This window comes from Fictibacillus sp. 18YEL24, from assembly GCF_015903855.1.
Classification (GTDB): Bacteria; Bacillota; Bacilli; order Bacillales; family Fictibacillaceae; genus Fictibacillus; species Fictibacillus phosphorivorans_C.
Map to the genome: position 1 here is coordinate 742,677 of NZ_JACZDT010000001.1, position 17,905 is coordinate 760,581.

Consider the following 17,905-nt stretch of genomic DNA (forward strand, 5'->3'; position numbering starts at 1 on the left):
GCAGATTCATGCTTTTTAATAATTGCTAGTCCGTGTAACAAGCCCTTCGTTTCATTCTTAAGCAGACGATAAATAAACACCAAAATTCGTTTTAAGGGAATCGAATAAAAGAATATTACAATCAAAAAAAGACCGTCTGGACATACTTAACCAGGCGGTCTTTAATCCTCGATCTCTACTTGTTCAACACCTTCTCGATCTTCACTCTGTACAGGGATATAAAGATCTTTTGACCACAATTTATAAGTCACTGTTATTCCGATCAAAAGAATAAAAGCAGCTAAGAGTATTCGAGTAACTAAAAAAGTTGTATTTCTCTTTTCTTTTTTAGCATTTTTTTGTTTTCTTTCGTTTTCTCTCTTTTTCCCGTGCACTTCTGTTCTTGAAGGCAAGGAATGAACATGTTGAACAGCAGCAGTGGTATGATCTGCTGTTTTATTTCTCAAACTCTCCGCCTGATCACTCTTCATCTAGTTCCACACTCCTACTCTCGCTGTCAATGATATTGTTTTGTTTCGCTATCCAGCATCCAGAAATAAAATCGATCAAGAAATGAGCTATGAAAGGTACCCAAATGTTATCTGTCATCTCATAGATCATACCTAGCCAAAAGCTTAATCCACAAACGATACTAAATAGAAGAGGTTTTTTTATATAACGAACATGCAGTACAGCGAAAATAATACTCGTTAAAAATAGACCTAAAAGTGATTGAAGGACTCCGCGGAAGAGCCACTCTTCAGCAAAAGCAATTATGCCTGTTAAAAAAAAGATATGGATATACGAGAGAGAACCAAAAATCTTTTCGTTAATTCCGCCATCATCTAACGTTTCTTCCGGCAACCTCTTTTTTAACTGAATTGATAAAAATGGAAGGAACAATCCTGTACTTATCGCAAGCAGCCATTCGTTTATCGAAAGATCAAGGTCATGCAACACCCATGGAAATGATACGTTAAAGAAGAATGCAAGTCCAAACGCCGCTATCATAAACAAACTTTGTGAAAAATAGACGTTTAACAAGAGTTCTCTCGGTGTGATCTGGTCGATCCAATTGTTTTTCACAGAATTTCTCATACTTTAGTTGAACACTTCCTGTCTTAAAAGTCGTCTTAGTTCATCTTCCCATAATCCATAAGAAGTGTTGCGTGACGCTTGCTTTCCATAAAAGTAAGAAAGGTCTGTTCCACAATGACCACAGCACATTGAATTTTGTTCAGGACCGGATTCTCCGAAATATCTCAGCAATCCGCTTCGTTTACACTCATTACTTGTTGCCCACTTTTCGATCGCCTTCAATGCATCTATTTTATCAGCTTTTCTATTCTCTATCGTGAGTTTTATTGTCGAGATCAGCATATTTTTTTCGTGAACATCTAGATTTCGTTTATCTAGAACATCTGCTTTTTTCAAGTGATATTCCATGAACCTTTGACCTGTTTCAGATAAACCTACGAGTTTCAGATTTTCTCTGTAGGTATTCTCTTTTAACTGTTCATGATCGGAAAACAAATAATCAATCTGTACTTGATCAGGCAGTTCTTGATCAATAAAATGGTACGGTATCTCAAGATCAGCTGGATGATACAACAGGACAGCTGCAGAAGGTTTCGAGTCTCTGCCCGCTCTCCCTATTTCTTGAATATATCCTTCAATCGTAGAGGGTGTGTGAAAATGAATCACAAATCTGATGTCCGGTTTATTTATTCCCATTCCAAAAGCATTCGTACAAATAATAATGTTCAGCTGTGATTCAAGATATTGCTTTTGTACAAGAAGTCTCTCATCCGCATTCATGCCACCATGATAATAAGCGATCCCTTCTATCTCATGATCTTGAAATTTTTTCACTAGCTGTTCTGCCGCATTCCTGGTATTCGTATAGATGATGCCCGGACCCTTAAGCTGTTGAACTAGCTCCATTGCTCTCTCCACTTTCTGATCATGCTCATCAAATCGTTCAACAAAGATAGATATGTTCGGACGGTTCACACTATGAATATGTACGTTTGCAGTCTTCATGTCTAGATGATGAAGGATATCATCTTGTACTTTTTTTGTTGCCGTTGCTGTTAATGCAAGACAAAGAGGATTTCCCATCGCTTTTTTCATATCTGCTAACTCTAGATAAAAGGGACGAAATTCATGACCCCATTTTGAGATGCAATGAGCTTCATCGACTACGAATAACGACCAACTAACTGACAGCAGAATAGAACGGATGTATGGGTTTTGAAGGATTTCTGGACTCACAAACACAAACTGATAATCTTGTATTCTTTTTAGGATGATCTGTTTCTCACCCTGGTCTAAAAAGCTGTTAAGTGCGACCGTTCTTTTGAATCCGGCTTGTTTGAACTGATCTACTTGATCTTCCATCAACGATACCAATGGAGAAACGATAAGTGCTCTTCCTTTTAATAGATGTGCAGTCATCTGATAGATTAAGGTTTTTCCGGTTCCAGTCGGCAGCATACCTAACACATCATTTCCTGAAAGCAGGTCAGTAATCATCTCTTTTTGGCCAGATCTAAACGTTGAAAATCCATATAATTCTTTAAGTGCTGCTTCCAGTTGCATGTTTACCACCCTCTTTTGCAAGTACTAGCCTGATCTGAAAATATGACAGATGTGGAAAGGCATCTTTAAATGGGCGAAGCTTCGTTTCATTCGTTTTTCTGTAATAGTGTTTTACCTTCAAAAATTCTTGTTCATCAATGTAAGGGATTATCGAAAAATCGGGAACTTCTCTTGCAATCTCGACAAGATGATCTTCTAGTGTGCTGCTCTTAAGATTTCTAACGCTCATGATTTCGTCTATCGATTTATTGCTTTTTAACATTTTAAAAGTTATTGATGCTGAATTCGTTAATGGTGGAGCTTCTGTATACGAACCTATTAAGGAGTACAGCATAGGAAGATCAATCTTTTCTGAGGTTACCTTTTGTATGAGAGAATGCAAGACCGCCCTGAAACGAAGGATAGTCTCTTGTAGACTTATGCCTTCAACCCGGGATATCTGCTCAAATGTACTGCCAATTCTATTGTATCCAGACAATTTCTTAACAAATAGATCCGCTGATACCTTATCATGTTCAAACAGTACTCGTGATACTTCAGAATAGAGTTTTTCCGCTTGAACCTTTCTTTCTGAATCTGATTTAGGAAAAACAGATTTGACTTTTTGAATTACTGAGAAGTCCCTTATTACTGGTGAATAATTGAAATTACCATAAAGCGAGTTGGAAAGAGCTTGTACATATAACGTAATCACTTGCCAACAAGAATTCTCGATTGAGGCATACTTAAGTCCGTTTAAATGCTTTAGGTATGATAATCTATCATTCTCACACTCTAGAATTTCTTCACCTTTTTCAGTAAGGATATAAACATGGTCTTCTACAGCCTCCATATACTTTTCTTTTATCAAGCTATGAATGGTTTCAGTAAAAGTATCATGTGCCATGCCTTTAAAAGCGGAATAATATCGTTCAATGCCAAACCATTGACTGTCAGACAATGATTGTGCTGTTTTCTTTCCAGTAACCATATAATAGACGCCTGAGCTTTTTCTACTACCGTTTATTTTTCGAAAGATATCTAATAAAACAACATGACAAATATCAATAATAAATCACCACACTTTATCATATAATCTATCTTATCAGATTTAAGGAAATTTAAGAGTAAAAGTGTTATATTAAGAGGAAGATTGGGAATAAAAGATATGACGAGGTCCTAATTTTCTATTGAAAAGTAGAGGGATACTTATTACAATATGATTAGTAGACCCTTAATTTAAAATGGTTAAATATGTAAGCGGGTATTTTTTCAATTCCTTAGGAGGTATTCATTATGCCAAAGTATACGATTGTTGACAAAGAAACTTGTATCGCATGTGGAGCATGCGGAGCTGCAGCACCAGACATTTACGATTATGACGACGAAGGAATTGCGTTTGTAACTCTAGACGATAACCAAGGAATCGTTGAAATTCCAGATGTATTGTTAGAAGATATGCAAGATGCGTTCGAAGGCTGTCCTACAGATTCCATCAAAGTATCTGAAGAGTCATTCGATGGTGATGCATTAAAATTCGAATAGTTGTAATCTTACCAGGAACCCTCTTTCATTAGAGGGTTTTTATTTATTTTATTAAGGATGATTCTCATTGTCAATTAGTTTTCTTCTTTTTTGAAACCGCTATCTTAAAAATCATAGTTGTACCTATCGTCAGAATGTGATAAATTATCAAAATATTGATGCTATTCATAAAGATAGACAAGGGGTGGAACTGTGACAGCAACCGTATTAGTCTGTGATGGAATAACAAGTGAAGGTGTTGAACCGTTAGTAAAACTTGAAGGTGTTGAGCTGATCTTCGGAAAACTTGATGAAGTTACTCAACCAGAAAACATTCAAGGAATCATGGTAAGAAGTGCTACAAAGATTACTGAAGATGTATTGAATCAGCTGCCCGCACTTCAAATCATTGCACGAGCTGGAGTTGGAGTAGATAATATCGATCTGAACGCAGCGACAAAAAGAGGTGTGCTCGTCGTTAATGCACCTGAAGGAAACACCATTTCAACTGCAGAACACACTTGGGCCATGATGATGGCATTAGTCCGCAACATTCCACAAGCAAATCAATCTGTAAAACAAGGTGAATGGAACCGCAAAAAGTATACGGGCCAAGAACTCTATCAAAAAACGCTCGGTATCGTCGGAATGGGTAGAATCGGCTCTGAACTTGCAAAGCGCGCGAAAAGTTTCTCCATGAACGTACTTGTTTTTGACCCTTATTTTCCGAAAGAAAAACAAAAAGAACTATCCGTTACTTCTGTTGATCTCGATACGTTAATCCAGCAGAGTGACGTCATCACCGTTCATACCCCGCTTACAAAAGATACCCATAAACTATTAAATCTTGATAACTTAAAATACGCTAAAAAAGGTGCGTTTATCTTAAACTGTGCACGTGGAGGCATCATCGATGAGGAAGCTCTTCTACACTACTTAGATAACGAACATCTATCTGGCTGCGCTCTTGACGTTTTCGAACAAGAACCTCCCGTTAGTCGCTCTTTAGTCGATCATCCTAAAGTGATCGTTACACCTCATATCGCTGCATCCACCGTACAAGCACAAAAGAATGTAGCTTACATGGCGAGCGATGAGATCCGATCTCATTTTTTACATCAACCTTTAAAACACGCTGTTAACTTTCCTTCTTTATCAAAAGATACGTATGAGAAGCTGATTGCTTATTATGACTTCTCAAATCTTCTTGGTTCGTTTACAACTCAATTCTTTAAAGAACCTGTTTCAGAGATTTCGATCGGTTATGGCGGATCATTATCGGAAACCGATACAACATCACTTACTCGCAGCTTTTTGTGTGGCTTCTTAAAAACAAGATTAGACCGGCCGGTAAACGATGTAAACAGCATGGTGGCTGCAAAGGAACAAGGAATCGTAATCGGTGAAAAACATGGGACAGATGATCATGGTTATCCAAATATCATTCATGTAAAGGTTACAGGTCTGAACACAACGTTCACTCTTTCTGCGACACTTGTTAAAGGCTTTGGTGGCCGAATCATTAAATTGAACGGGTATACGGTTGATTTTGTACCACAAGGATCTCTTCTTTACATCGAACATCGTGACACACCAGGTATTATCGGAAAAGTAGGAGCTTTTTTAGGAGAACGCAACATAAATATCGCAACGATGCACGTTGGACGAAAATCAGCTGGCGGTGAAGCCATGATGGTACTTACATTTGACACGCAACTTCCAGAATCTACTCAGAAAGAGCTCAGGAGCATTGAAGATCTTCTCGTGTGCAAACCTTTGGATCTATAATATCGAGAAAGCAAAAAGCTCTGCATGATGATTGCAGAGCTTTTTTATATATGTTTATCCTAAATCTACTTCTTTTCTTTCCCCATCCTGAAAAGTCATCAGCTTCGTATAACCAATCTCTTTTGCAAGCTTTATCGTCTCCTCATAATTCTCTCCAACTTGGTGAGGTTCATGAGCATCTGAAGAGAGTACGATTGGTATCCCTTTTTTATAGCAAAGTGAAAGAAGTTCTGGCTCTGGATAGATTCGTCCGACAGGTTTTCTTAGACCCGCTGATGAGATCTCTACACAAGTTTTTGAATTACTCAACGCATCCGTGATGCGCTCATATTGTTCGAAAAGAAATTCTTGATCAGTCGGAACATAATTAAATATCTTGACTAGATCGATATGTCCAACAATATCAAATAGGTTTGATTCTGCAAGTGTTACAACTTGATCATAGTACGAACGATACGTTTCATAAAGATCTCGACGGTCCCATTCTTTTCGGTATTCTGCAAGGTCTATCCCAAAATCTTCGACCCAATGTACAGAACCGATCACATAATCGAATGGATAGGACTTTATGAAAGCCTCCATCTCAGCGTGTCTACCGGGCGTATAATCCATTTCGATCGACATGCGAACGTCCATTTCCAACTGATCTGCTCGTTTAAAGAGATCCACATAATCGTCCATCTTGTAATAGCGTCTTTCTTCCATCCATGGTTTTGATACGATGTTTTTTGTTTCATAAAAGTGATACGCGTGTTCCGAGATCCCAAACTCTTGTATTCCCTTCTCTTTAGCCGTGTCTACAAATTGTTTTAGATAATCAATCGTTAATGTTCCTTTTTCGAGATGAGAATGGTAATCTGTTAGCATATTAATCTCCTTTTTAAAACGTTTTACCATATGTACCATGAATTCCTTATTCATTCAAGAGTTTATGCTCCCAATTTACCTCCGATAAATAAGACGCTTAAGCACATCATTAAAAAAATCACAGCAAAAAAACGGTTCAGATAATCTCGCATTTTGTCCTCCTAGGTAAAAGTAAAATCAACTTTATCATCCTATTCAGCTTTTCAACTTTTTGAACCGGTTTTTAAAGAAAAAAAGCTCCCTATTCAAAGGCAGCTTTTTGACTAACATCCTTATTTATATAATTTTCCATTACATATAGAAGTGGTTTGTAAAGAACGATAAAAAATACTACGTTGCCAATCGCATGATTTAGATCAAAAGGAAGACTCGCTAAGTAATACGGCCAGAATTTCTGCATGATGATTCCGCCAAAGAGAACGGACATGATAAAACCAAACAGAAAGCCACAGAATCCAGCATAGATAGTGAGCAACCACCAAGGAATCTTATGTCGGTATCTTCCTATGTATGCACTCATTACGGCAATCAGCCCCCATGCAAACATCTGACCGAACGTCCACAAGCCGTGTCCTAAAAATAGATTGGTTGTGATCGTACTTAATATCGCAAGTAAGAGCCCTTGAGCTGGACCGAGTACGAATGAAGCAAGAATGAGGATCGTTGTATTCGGCTGAACATTCGGTATCATAGCAAAGGCGATTCTTCCAACAGTTAAAATAGCAGCAAGTAAGGCAATGATCGTAATTCTTTTTACTGTCAGCTTATTCATACTTGTGAAGATCAAATTCTACGACATCGCCAGGTTTTAACGTGATTTCTTTAGCACCCTTCATCGCTTCTTCACCGTTTACAGAGAAAAACCATGATGTTTTGTCCTGTTCGCTCCCGGCCACACCTTCAATACTGCTTATAAATGCTCCATCGTACTGAGTTTCAATCTCAAAGTTATCTTGCATCACGTCCATGATGGTCGCATCTTTTGCAATCTCTATTTTCTTTTCTGTAACCTTTTCTTTTCCGTTATCCTTTGTGATCTGAACCGTTACTTGTTCTTTTTTCGTTTCTTCTTGTTTCGGCTGATCCGCTTTTTCTTTCGTTTCAGTCGTTCCACAGCCCACCAACATCATCATCATTGTTGCTAATACTAAAAGTAATTTCTTCATGATTAACCTCTTTCTGTTATAAAAACACTTTGTTTGATACTAAATTTACTTCACGCAACTAAAAAAATCCCCTTCGGCTACGAAGGAGATTAATAGTATACAGGCAGAAAACAGCAACCGGCCCCGGTACTGTTAAACACCCCCCTATCCTCGTAGGTCATGTCATGTAACAAACAGGCAGGTCTCCTGGCTCTTGATCATCGTCTCCTAACACCTTCCCGTTTTCACAGTGGCGATATTATAGGATCCTCACAATTACAGTGGCGGGACCGCAACGGCATCTAACCGTTTTCCCTATTAAGCTCGTCCAATAAAGGACTGCACCTGTTTAACACTTATGAAATTTTATGAAATCACAATTCCTATTATAAACATATTGGAGAAATTTGTGAAATCCTTTTTTAACAACTGCTTTTGTTCCTTATGAAACAAGATTAATCGGGACGTATTGCTAATTTATTTCAACGTTCGCGGAATAACGAAAGAAAATGTCGTGCCTTCATTATTTTTACTATGAACGCTGATCTGACCACCATGTGCTTCTACAATGTTTCTTGCAATAGCGAGGCCAAGGCCAGTTCCGCCTGATTTTCCTCTTGTTCTTGCTTTATCACCTTTATAAAAGCGTTCGAAAACAAATGGCAGATCTTCTTCTTTAATACCCGTTCCATTGTCTTTAACAAAAAACTTCACGTTCTGTTCGCTCACTTCTACAGTAAGGTTTACAAAACCGCCTTGAGAAGTATGACGAATGGCATTGTCGATCAAATTGGTTAAGACTTGCTCAATCCGGTCTGGATCGATATCCATCTCCTCTTGCAAACTTTTGAGATTTTTCTTAAATTCAAGATTTAATTGAATCTCTCTGTCTTTAGCAGGTCCTTGAAATTTCCGAACGATTCTTTCTGCGAAAGGAATGATCGGAAGAGAACTGTAGTGAAGCTTCATATGACCCGCCTCTAATCTTGCAAGATCGAGGAGTTCGTTAACAAGTCTTCCCATTCGTTTCGATTCGTCTAAGATGATTCCTGCTAACTCTTTCTTCTCTTCTTCAGATTCTGCAATATCATCTACGATCGCTTCACTATACCCTTGAAGCATCGCAATAGGCGTCTTCAATTCATGTGAAACGTTCGCAACAAAGTCTTCTCTAAGCTTGTCCATACGACGTTCTTCCGTCATATCTCGAAGAACAGCGACTGCTCCTCGTATTAAAGATTGGTCATACAGCGGCGTCATTACGACTACCCACGAACGGCCTTGTATCGCGATCTCTGTCATCTGCTCACTCTCGAGTGCAACAACTTGTCCAAAGAGCTGTTTGACCGTCTCAGGAACGTTTCCGTTGACCTCAGTCTTCATGCCTGATTCGTAATAGAATGCCTGTAGGAACCGATCAGCAGGAGGATTCGTAACAAGAATGTTCATTTTTCTATCAAAAGTGATCACACCATCTGCCATCGAACTCAAAACACTCGTTAGCTGCTCTTTTTCTTGGTTCAACGCAGTGATGTTGTTTTTTAACTGTCTGCCCATCCGGTTAAACGTCATGCCAAGTTCGCCGATCTCATCATGTGTTAAAATCGGTACTTTCATATCAAACTCACCTTTAGCCACAGATGTCGCCGCTTCCCTCATCCTTCTTAGTGGGGCGGTAATACGCGTAGATAAGAAGAACGCAAAAATCGTAGTTAAAATGATTGCGATCCCTGCTGCTAAAAAGATGAGATACTTGGTATGATTCGTCGTCTTTTCTACATTCTCGATGGATTGATAGACGTAAACAGCTCCTGCATTGTCCCCTGATCCATATGGTTCACCATAGATAATCATCCTTTGCATCGTCTCATCATTTTTATTAAGAACGGGAAATTCTCCGTTTACGTAGATCTTTTTTCCACTTTCTGCAACAGTTGATAACTGATCGTTCTCTTTAAAAACAGAGACAGGGATATAAGGTGCATCATCGTAAGTATTCTCAGACATAAAGGATTCCTGATTTTCATCTATGATCATGATCGACATAGAATATGCTTCGGCCATTTCACTTGTGATGCGTATTGCTTCTTCTTTATTCTCATCGCTCTCCATAATCAACATCACTCGATCAGCCATCTTCGTTAATTGATCTCGCGCTTGATCATCGTAAAACGATTCAAAGAACTGCGTAAGGAGAATGGTGAGAAGGGTTAAAACAACTGAAACTAATAAGAGTATCGTGATCCAAAGTTTACCAACTACACTTCTCCAGATCATTCATTCCCAACCTCGAATTTGTACCCTACTCCCCAAACTGTCGCGATCATGGATGCTGCATCAGGTGAGACTTTGTTAAGCTTCTCTCTAAGTCTTTTCACATGTGTGTCAACTGTTCTAAGGTCACCAAAGAATTCATAGTTCCAAACATCTTTAAGAAGTTGTTCGCGTGCATAGACTTTATCTGGGGTCTTTGCTAAATAGTACAACAACTCATATTCTTTTGGTGTTAAGTTAACTTCTTTTCCGCCAGCTGTTACACGGTGAGCATCGTGATCGATCGTAAGGTGTTTAAACACAACCACGTTTTTTGCAACCGTCTCGGTTTGAAGGAACTTTGTAGGTGAAGACCTTCTTAGCAAAGCTTTAACGCGTAGAATGACTTCTCTTGGACTGAACGGCTTCGCGATATAATCGTCCGTACCAGCTTCGAATCCTTCTATCCGATTAAGCTCTTCGCCTTTAGCTGTTAACATAATCACAGGAGTCGCTTTCTTTTCTCTTAATTTCTCACAAACCTCAATCCCGTCCATACCCGGAAGCATGAGGTCGAGCAAGATCAGATCAAAATTGATGGATACTGCCATCTGTAGCGCATCCTCACCGTTTTCTGCTTCATGAACTTCGTAGTTCTCTCGCTCTAGATACATCGTTAATAGTTTTCGAATTCTTTCTTCATCATCAACAACTAGAATTTTAGCTTCTGTATCCATATTCAATCCTCCACTTAAAATCAGTTAAACAAGATTTTTTTCCTGCCTCTATCATACATGAAACCAACTACACTAAACAAACCGGACATGCTGTAACTCTATTTTCTTTTGACTTAGGGATGGTTTTGAATACAACTTATTCAGTAGTTGATTTCCGTTACAGATGCTCGCTTTCCAAGGGGCGAACGGTGTTCGAAGAAGTACGTGTGCTCCTGTGTCTACCAGCAAACCCTATCGAAGCGAGATTTCTCGTCGCATGCCTTACCAGAAGAAATTGCAGGTAGCTGGCACGCTACGCGCCCTTAGGAGTCTCCACCTGGCCGCTCGTCCCGTAGTAGTCTCGCGTCTTCCACTACAATAAACTTATCAATGAAGTTAATAAAAATGATTAAAACAACAATTCCTAAAGGTCATTATGTAGTTGATCATGTTCGTCTCTTTTAAAAAAGTCTCTCTAATAAAAGAGAGACTTCTTAAATCTTTAAGCGTATGAATGCAATCCTACAAGAACAAGGTTTACCGCGATCAAGTTAAATGTGATGATCCAGAACCCTAACACGCAAAGCCAAGCAGACTTTTCTCCGTGCCAGCCTCTTGATAATCGTAAATGAAGAAATGCGGCATAGAACAAGAACGTGATAAGAGCCCAAACTTCTTTTGGATCCCATCCCCAAAATCTTGACCAAGCTTGCTGAGCCCAAATCATAGCAAAGATAAGTGCTCCTAGTGTAAATATAGGAAAACCGATTGCAACTGCTCGGTAGCTGATCTCATCAAGAAGATCTGGTTTCATCTTAACTTTTGTTTGAAGAGCTGCTGCTATTCGTTTTCTTAAAATTAGGCGAAGCAAGCCGTAAAGGGCAGCTCCTGCTAATAGTGACCAGATAAACGTATTTAGCTTAATAGAAGCATCGACACCGTTCATCCAAGATGGAGTTCTGAATAATGGTCCAAAAGAATCGTCAAGTTGCTCTCCGTTACTAGGTCCAGCGATAGCTGGCATATCGTAAACTACTTTAACTGCTTGATTGTTATCATCCATCATCTCAAATGTTGTTTCATACCCAACACCCTTGAACCCGATGGAAACAAAAATGAACCCAACAACAGCAATCAAGCTGTATAGGATGATCTCTAACCATAAAGTCTTTTTTGACGAGACCGTCTGATCAACTGTACGGATCAAATATATCAGTCCAGATACGAAAGAGATCGCAAGGATTCCTTCTCCAAGCGCCGCTGTCGTAACATGGATCTTTAGCCAGTCACTTTGAAGTGCAGGAATCAGCGGAGAGATATCTCTTGGAAACATGCTTGCATACGCGATGACGAGAACGGCTATTGGCATCGCAAAAACACCAAGGCCGTTCGTACGATAGATGATGTATAAAATAATAAATGCGAGTACCATCATCATGCCAAAAAACGTAGTAAACTCAAACAAGTTACTTACAGGAGCATGTCCACTTGCCATCCACCTTGTAATAAAATAGCCTAGTTGAGCTGCAAAACCTACACATGAACTTATGAACCCTATTTTTCCCCACTTTTTTGTATGAACAGCATCTTTTCCTTTTTTATCTGAAATAGACATTGCAAAGAATAGAGTAGAGAACAAGTAAATAATAAATGCACTATATAAAAGTGTACTGCTGATTTCAGCCATCATTAACCCTCCCGCTTGAACAGCATTACTTTGAAGCTGTTTCTTTTTCTTCTAAAGGTGTGAGATTGGTCTTATCAGACAGAAATTCCACATCTTTTTTCAAGCCATACCAGTTCTTGTTCGTATGCGCCGCAGCCCATACTTCACCTGCATTTTGTTTGATCCAAATTCTTCTATAGTTCCAATATAAACCTTGTGTAACACCTATCATAAAGATGATTCCACCAAGCGCGATAATCCAAAGCGTATGGTCTTTTCGGACTGTAAGCGCCGTTAGATCTTTCGTTTCTATACCAGCGAATGTCATTTTAAACTGATTCTCACCGGAATCAATATTTTTCTGAATTCCTACAAATGCTTTTTCTCCTTCTGGTGTTTTAGGAGAATACATAGAGAAAACAAACGCAGGGTTATCAGGTAAGTTATTAACAGTTGATGGCTGGTTCTGGTCGTTTAGGACGAAGTTTGGAAAGTATTCTTCGATCTTAACTTTATAGCCGTCGCCTAGATCATACTCTTTCTTAGGGTCATGAAGATCTACTGTTAATTTACCAAATTTGTTACCTGTTGCTTTTTCTTCGAGTTCGAAGCTCATCTTGTAAAACTCGTTAAGCTTAAAGTCTGTTTGATAAAGAGCAAACGAGTCGAACTTAAACGGTTCGTTCACTCGAATCTCACCACTCTTAACTTTTTCAAGCTCTGGCTCGGCTCCGATCGTATGGTTCTCTTTTGTTTTATAGAGAGTAACATTACTTTGATAGTTTTTTGCGACTTCTCCATCTACAGAACTAAGCGCACTATTAAACTTCTTTTCTTCCTTATCATACATCTCAAGAATGAAGTCGTTGTTTTCTAGATAATATTGTCCTTCTTCACTTGAAGTGCCTGGAATCGATGCTTTTTCTCCTTCTCGCACCCATAAGATATCATCAACGTACATTCCTGGAAAGAATCGAAGCATCGCTCCCGTTAAAAAGATGATCAGTCCAACATGGTTTACATAAGCTCCCCATCTTGAAAAACGGCCCTTCTCTGCAAAAAGGTTGCCATTTTCTTCTCGAACTTTGTAACGAAGAGATTCAAGCGTGTACTTAATCTCATCAAGTTCCACATCACTGCTTTTTGAGAACAAGCGCTGATTCTTCATGAATTGATCATGTCTTGTGACTCTTTGGGTCTTTAATGCTTTATAAAGCGGTATACCACGATCAAGACTGGCAATAATGATAGAGAGTCCTAACATTCCTAGTAGAAGAATGAACCACCAAGAACCATAAAGGTTATGAAATCCTAACAAATAATAGATAAGTCCGAGCGTACCGTATTCGCTTTCATAATGAGTCGCAGGATCAACATTTGGAGGTATGAACGTCTCTTGTGGAAAAATGGTTCCGATCGCCGCTGCTACTAAAATAATGACAATGAGCCATACTCCGACTTTAACAGACGAAAAGAAGTTCCAAATCTTATCTATAAGTGTTTGTTTATAGGTTTGGGATCGCCTCGCGCTTCCTTCGTATCTCATGCTTGAAAGTATTTCAACATCTTGCTTCAACGGTTTTCCGCAAGCTTGACAAAGGCTTGTTCCGTATGGGTTAGAGTGGCCGCATTCACATGTTATCGTTTGCATCATTTCACCCCGTTACGGCTTTATTTTTTCCATGAAGGAAATAATTTTTTTCTCTGATAATGATTCACTTGTCCGTTCCACTACTTTTCCGTTCTTATCAATCAAAATCGTAGTAGGAATCGGTCCTATGCCGTAAGCTTTTGTTACTTCTCTTTGTTTATCCATAGGGACAGGAAAGCTCATGCGATAGCGATCAACAAAATTTTTTACGGATACGTTTGTTTCGCTAACGTTTACAGCAAGGATTTCTACACCCTGATCTTTGTATTTCTCGTATTGCCTTTGCATATAGGGCATCTCTCGTTCACAAGGTTTACACCACGTACCCCAGAAGTTCAAGAAAACACCTTTACCACGATAATCTTCTAACTCTACTTGTTTGCCATTCAGATCGGTTAGCACAAAATTTGGAGCCGTATCGCCTTTACTTATGTATGTACCTGACTCTTCATTCATACTGTTGTATATCGTATAACCGACCGCAACAACTAAAATGGCAAGCAGAGCAGAGCGAAACCAAAACCTGTTTTTTTTCAACATCCATCCGCTCCTTTAAGCCGCTTCCATTTTACTATAACTTGAAAAAAAAGCCTATCTACGGCTTTTTTTTGACGTTTGTGTGACAGCCAGATTTCTAAGCTGTTTGATTTCATGTGGAGTAAGTTCTCTAAACTCACCTGGATTCAGGCCTTTAAGATCTAAATAGCCATATCTTTCACGCTTTAATTTCATAACAGGGGTTCCGATCGCTTCTAACATACGCTTAACTTGACGGTTCTTTCCTTCATGAATCGTAAGCTCGATGATCGCTGTTCCTTTTTTCTTATCGATCGATGTTACTTTCACTTTAGCAGGAGCTGTCATTCCATCCTCTAAGCGAATTCCTCTTTCAAGTTGCTTGATTCTTTCTCTTGAAGGAATTCCTTTTACTTTTGCAATGTATACTTTATCGAGCTGATAACGTGGATGCATAAGTACGTTCGCAAACTCACCATCGTTCGTCATGATGATGGCACCTGTCGTATCATAATCCAATCTTCCAACAGGGAACACACGCTGTTCAATAATGTCTTTAAAGTAGTCAGCTACTACTTTTCTTCCCTTATCATCCGAAACTGCCGTGATCACACCTGAAGGTTTATACATCAAAAAATAAACGGGTTGTTCCCGTTGAATTTGAATCTCATTCACTTCAATCTTATCTTTTGTACCTACTTTTGTGCCGAGTTCGGTCACTACATTTCCGTTCACTTTCACTTTGCCTTCACGAATTAACTCCTCCGCTTTTCTTCTGGAAGTTACGCCGCTTTGTGCAATTACTTTTTGCAATCGTTCCATGATTTCACCTCATGTCTCATCATACCTTCATTATTCGTAATTCTCAACCTCAGTAAACGTAAAAAAGAGCCTCAACGGCTCTTTTTTATCGAATTATGAATAAAACAATAGAGAGATCACAGCTATCGATGCTAAAAATCCTATCAAATCAGCTAATAATCCTACTTTTAACGCGTATTTCATCTTTTTTATACCAACCGCTCCAAAATAAACGGTCAGCACATAAAATGTTGTATCTGTGCTTCCTTGTATCGTAGAAGCGAGTCTTCCTATAAAAGAATCAGGACCGTGTGTAGCGATTAAATCTGATGTCATCCCAAGAGCGCCTGTTCCTGAAATCGTCCTCATAAGCCCTAGCGGAACAACTTCTGCTGGAATATGAAACAATGAAAATAGCGGACGCATCGCCATCATGACATAATCCAGAGCTCCTGATGCCCGAAAAACTGAAATGGCAACAAGCATACCGACTAAAAAAGGGATGATGTTGATCGCGATCGAAAAACCTTCTTTACCGCCTTCTACAAAAGTCTCATAGGTTGGGACTTTTTTATAAGTACCATACAAAAGGATAAATCCGATCAAAAAAGGAATAAACCAAATGGAAAAGGATTGGACGATCGACATCTATTTCCCTCCCTTAGGTAGAGAGCGGTAATAATAATATCGATCTATTAATATAGCACCCACCGTTGAAATTGCAGTTGCAATCAATGTAGGCGCAACAATATCAGTCGGCGATGCCGAGTTATAGCTCATCCTGATTGCGATAATCGTAGTAGGGATTAGCGTAATGCTTGAAGTGTTAATCGCAAGAAGCGTTATCATCGACCGGCTTGCTTCGTTTTTTCCGCCATTTAATATCTTTAGCTGTTCCATCGCTTTAATTCCCATTGGTGTTGCAGCATTTCCTAGTCCAAGCAGGTTAGCTGCCATATTTGATAGGATGTAGCCTTGAGCAGGGTGATCCTTTGGTATATCTGGGAAAAGGCGCTTAACGATTGGGCGAAACAGGATCGCCAACACTTCTAATAAGCCGCCTTTTTCTGCGATCTTCATGATTCCTAACCAAAATACTAAAATACTGATCATTCCAAAACTTAACGTGACCGCTTCTTTTGCACTCGTGAAAATCGCTTCGTTCACTTTATCCATCGTGCCATTAATTCCTGCCACAATGAAGCCGATTACCATCATTCCTACCCAGATGTAATTCACCATAGGCGATTGTCTTCCTTAGCTACAAAAAACAATTTGTTGAATATGCTCTTAAATGACGACCATAGACCTCCCTGATCAGGTTTGATCAATGCTTTGCCATCGTAGTAAAGTGGAAGATCAGCGATTCTCGTTTCCTTTAAATCTACGAAATACCTGCCAACGGGTTTAGGCACCTTATCTTTTTCCCACTTGCCCGACTTCGGAAGTTCATACAACTGGATGGAAGAAGAGATCTGACCGATCTCTTCTTTTTGTAAAGGATAAGTGAACGTTCGAGCCGCTTCTACTTTCCCTTTGTATCCTTTATCTTTAATGCCGGAAATTTCGCCTTCTTTTATCAGTTCTGTCATCTTAAACGAATGAAAGCCCCACTCAAACAAATTCCGATGATCATCCCAGTCGTTTGGATCGTTCAGTGTAACAGCAATCAGTTCCATTCCATCTTTTTCTGCAGTTGATACTAAAGTTCTTTTTGCACGTTTAGTATATCCAGTTTTGCCACCAGTGGAATATTCATAAAGCTTTAACATCTTATTCTTGTTTCGCCACACTCTATCCCACTTTTCACCGGTTTGTTCTGATCGATAGACCTTCGTCGATGACACATCTTTAAACGTATCATTATTCATCGCATACTTCGTTAAAATAGCCATATCATAAGCGGTTGAATAATGATCTTCATGAGTATCCAGTCCATGTGGATTTCTAAACCGAGTGTGCTTCATACCGATCTCTTCTGCTTTTTGATTCATCAAATAGGAAAAGCCATCCAGACTCCCTCCTACATGCTCAGCAATCGCAACAGCTGAATCATTGCCGGATCGAAGCATCAAGCCATACACTAAATCTTTTAATGGAATCTTTTCACCTGGTTTTAAATAGAGAGATGACCCTTCAGTTCGTGAGGCAGCTTCCGTAATGGTAACCGTATCGTTCATCTTTCCTGATTCTATCGCAAGGATTGCCGTCATGATCTTAGTGATACTTGCTATTCTCATGGGGCGATGTTCATTGCGCCCATACAATACTCTTCCAGATGATTGCTCCATCAACACAGCAGCATTTGCTGATACACCGGGTTCAGCCTTTGCTTCTTGCGGGAATGCAGCAAGGATAAGCAAACAGATCATAACGAGCAGCAATGGTTTTCGTTTTAAGGTTCGTTTCATTCATAATC

At 39.2% G+C, this 17,905-nt stretch carries 18 protein-coding genes and 1 riboswitch; of the genes, 2 read left to right on the top strand and 16 right to left on the bottom strand.

Annotation, left to right across the window (positions count from 1 at the left end; genetic code table 11):
- Positions 1-161: 161 nt before the first annotated feature.
- The 4 genes from HU823_RS03890 to HU823_RS03905 are packed head-to-tail and all read right to left on the bottom strand — an operon-like array spanning position 162 to position 3,550.
- Complete coding sequence (locus HU823_RS03890) at positions 162-470, bottom strand: hypothetical protein (protein ID WP_197221224.1); 309 nt, start codon at positions 468-470, stop codon at positions 162-164.
- Entirely contained in the window at positions 460-1,065 is a 606-nt protein-coding gene (locus HU823_RS03895) for a CPBP family intramembrane glutamic endopeptidase (protein ID WP_370630020.1), read from the bottom strand. Before HU823_RS03895 ends, HU823_RS03890 begins: the two co-directional genes overlap by 11 nt.
- A 15-nt stretch (positions 1,066-1,080) precedes the next feature.
- A complete protein-coding gene (locus HU823_RS03900) occupies positions 1,081-2,580 on the bottom strand; it encodes a RecQ family ATP-dependent DNA helicase (RefSeq protein ID WP_197221226.1) in 1,500 nt (499 codons plus the stop codon).
- Entirely contained in the window at positions 2,558-3,550 is a 993-nt protein-coding gene (locus tag HU823_RS03905) for a helix-turn-helix domain-containing protein (RefSeq protein ID WP_197221227.1), read from the bottom strand. Before HU823_RS03905 ends, HU823_RS03900 begins: the two co-directional genes overlap by 23 nt.
- A 305-nt stretch (positions 3,551-3,855) precedes the next feature.
- On the opposite strand from HU823_RS03905, the gene HU823_RS03910 reads away from it, so the two are divergent.
- Positions 3,856-4,104 carry a ferredoxin gene (locus HU823_RS03910; protein ID WP_137789014.1) on the top strand — a complete coding sequence of 83 codons (249 nt, stop codon included), beginning with the start codon at positions 3,856-3,858 and terminating at the stop codon, positions 4,102-4,104.
- A gap of 192 nt (positions 4,105-4,296) precedes the next feature.
- Positions 4,297-5,871: a phosphoglycerate dehydrogenase gene (gene serA, locus HU823_RS03915; protein ID WP_197193933.1), complete on the top strand. Its 1,575-nt coding sequence runs from the start codon at positions 4,297-4,299 to the stop codon at positions 5,869-5,871.
- 54 nt (positions 5,872-5,925) lie between these two features.
- Here the strand turns inward: serA and HU823_RS03920 are convergent, their stop codons facing one another.
- The 12 genes from HU823_RS03920 to HU823_RS03975 all read right to left on the bottom strand — a co-directional run bounded on the left by HU823_RS03920 (position 5,926) and on the right by HU823_RS03975 (position 17,897).
- Complete coding sequence (locus tag HU823_RS03920; protein WP_197221228.1) at positions 5,926-6,738, bottom strand: histidinol-phosphatase; 813 nt, start codon at positions 6,736-6,738, stop codon at positions 5,926-5,928.
- A 241-nt stretch (positions 6,739-6,979) separates the two neighbouring features.
- The gene (locus HU823_RS03925; protein WP_197221229.1) at positions 6,980-7,510 is read right to left on the bottom strand and encodes an ECF transporter S component; all 531 of its coding nucleotides are present in this window, start codon (positions 7,508-7,510) and stop codon (positions 6,980-6,982) included.
- On the bottom strand, positions 7,503-7,904 hold the full coding sequence (locus HU823_RS03930; RefSeq protein WP_197221230.1) for a DUF4430 domain-containing protein: 402 nt from the start codon (positions 7,902-7,904) through the stop codon (positions 7,503-7,505). Before HU823_RS03930 ends, HU823_RS03925 begins: the two co-directional genes overlap by 8 nt.
- A gap of 159 nt (positions 7,905-8,063) precedes the next feature.
- A riboswitch (cobalamin riboswitch) is annotated at positions 8,064-8,247 on the bottom strand.
- Between the two features lie 113 nt (positions 8,248-8,360).
- Complete coding sequence (locus HU823_RS03935) at positions 8,361-10,160, bottom strand: ATP-binding protein (protein ID WP_197221231.1); 1,800 nt, start codon at positions 10,158-10,160, stop codon at positions 8,361-8,363.
- A complete protein-coding gene (locus HU823_RS03940) occupies positions 10,157-10,873 on the bottom strand; it encodes a response regulator transcription factor (protein WP_066395787.1) in 717 nt (238 codons plus the stop codon). Before HU823_RS03940 ends, HU823_RS03935 begins: the two co-directional genes overlap by 4 nt.
- A 481-nt stretch (positions 10,874-11,354) precedes the next feature.
- Positions 11,355-12,539: a c-type cytochrome biogenesis protein CcsB gene (gene ccsB / locus HU823_RS03945; protein ID WP_144699305.1), complete on the bottom strand. Its 1,185-nt coding sequence runs from the start codon at positions 12,537-12,539 to the stop codon at positions 11,355-11,357.
- 25 nt (positions 12,540-12,564) lie between these two features.
- Positions 12,565-14,169: a cytochrome c biogenesis protein ResB gene (gene resB, locus HU823_RS03950; protein ID WP_197221386.1), complete on the bottom strand. Its 1,605-nt coding sequence runs from the start codon at positions 14,167-14,169 to the stop codon at positions 12,565-12,567.
- 12 nt (positions 14,170-14,181) lie between these two features.
- Complete coding sequence (gene resA / locus HU823_RS03955; RefSeq protein ID WP_144703417.1) at positions 14,182-14,706, bottom strand: thiol-disulfide oxidoreductase ResA; 525 nt, start codon at positions 14,704-14,706, stop codon at positions 14,182-14,184.
- A gap of 54 nt (positions 14,707-14,760) precedes the next feature.
- The gene (locus HU823_RS03960; protein ID WP_144699303.1) at positions 14,761-15,507 is read right to left on the bottom strand and encodes a pseudouridine synthase; all 747 of its coding nucleotides are present in this window, start codon (positions 15,505-15,507) and stop codon (positions 14,761-14,763) included.
- Positions 15,508-15,600: 93 nt separating this feature from the next.
- On the bottom strand, positions 15,601-16,134 hold the full coding sequence (locus tag HU823_RS03965; protein WP_066395796.1) for a spore maturation protein: 534 nt from the start codon (positions 16,132-16,134) through the stop codon (positions 15,601-15,603).
- The gene (locus tag HU823_RS03970; protein ID WP_144699302.1) at positions 16,135-16,728 is read right to left on the bottom strand and encodes a nucleoside recognition domain-containing protein; all 594 of its coding nucleotides are present in this window, start codon (positions 16,726-16,728) and stop codon (positions 16,135-16,137) included.
- Positions 16,722-17,897: a D-alanyl-D-alanine carboxypeptidase family protein gene (locus HU823_RS03975; protein ID WP_144699300.1), complete on the bottom strand. Its 1,176-nt coding sequence runs from the start codon at positions 17,895-17,897 to the stop codon at positions 16,722-16,724. The genes HU823_RS03970 and HU823_RS03975 overlap by 7 nt, the downstream gene beginning before the upstream one ends.
- Between the last annotated feature and the right edge of the window lie 8 nt (positions 17,898-17,905).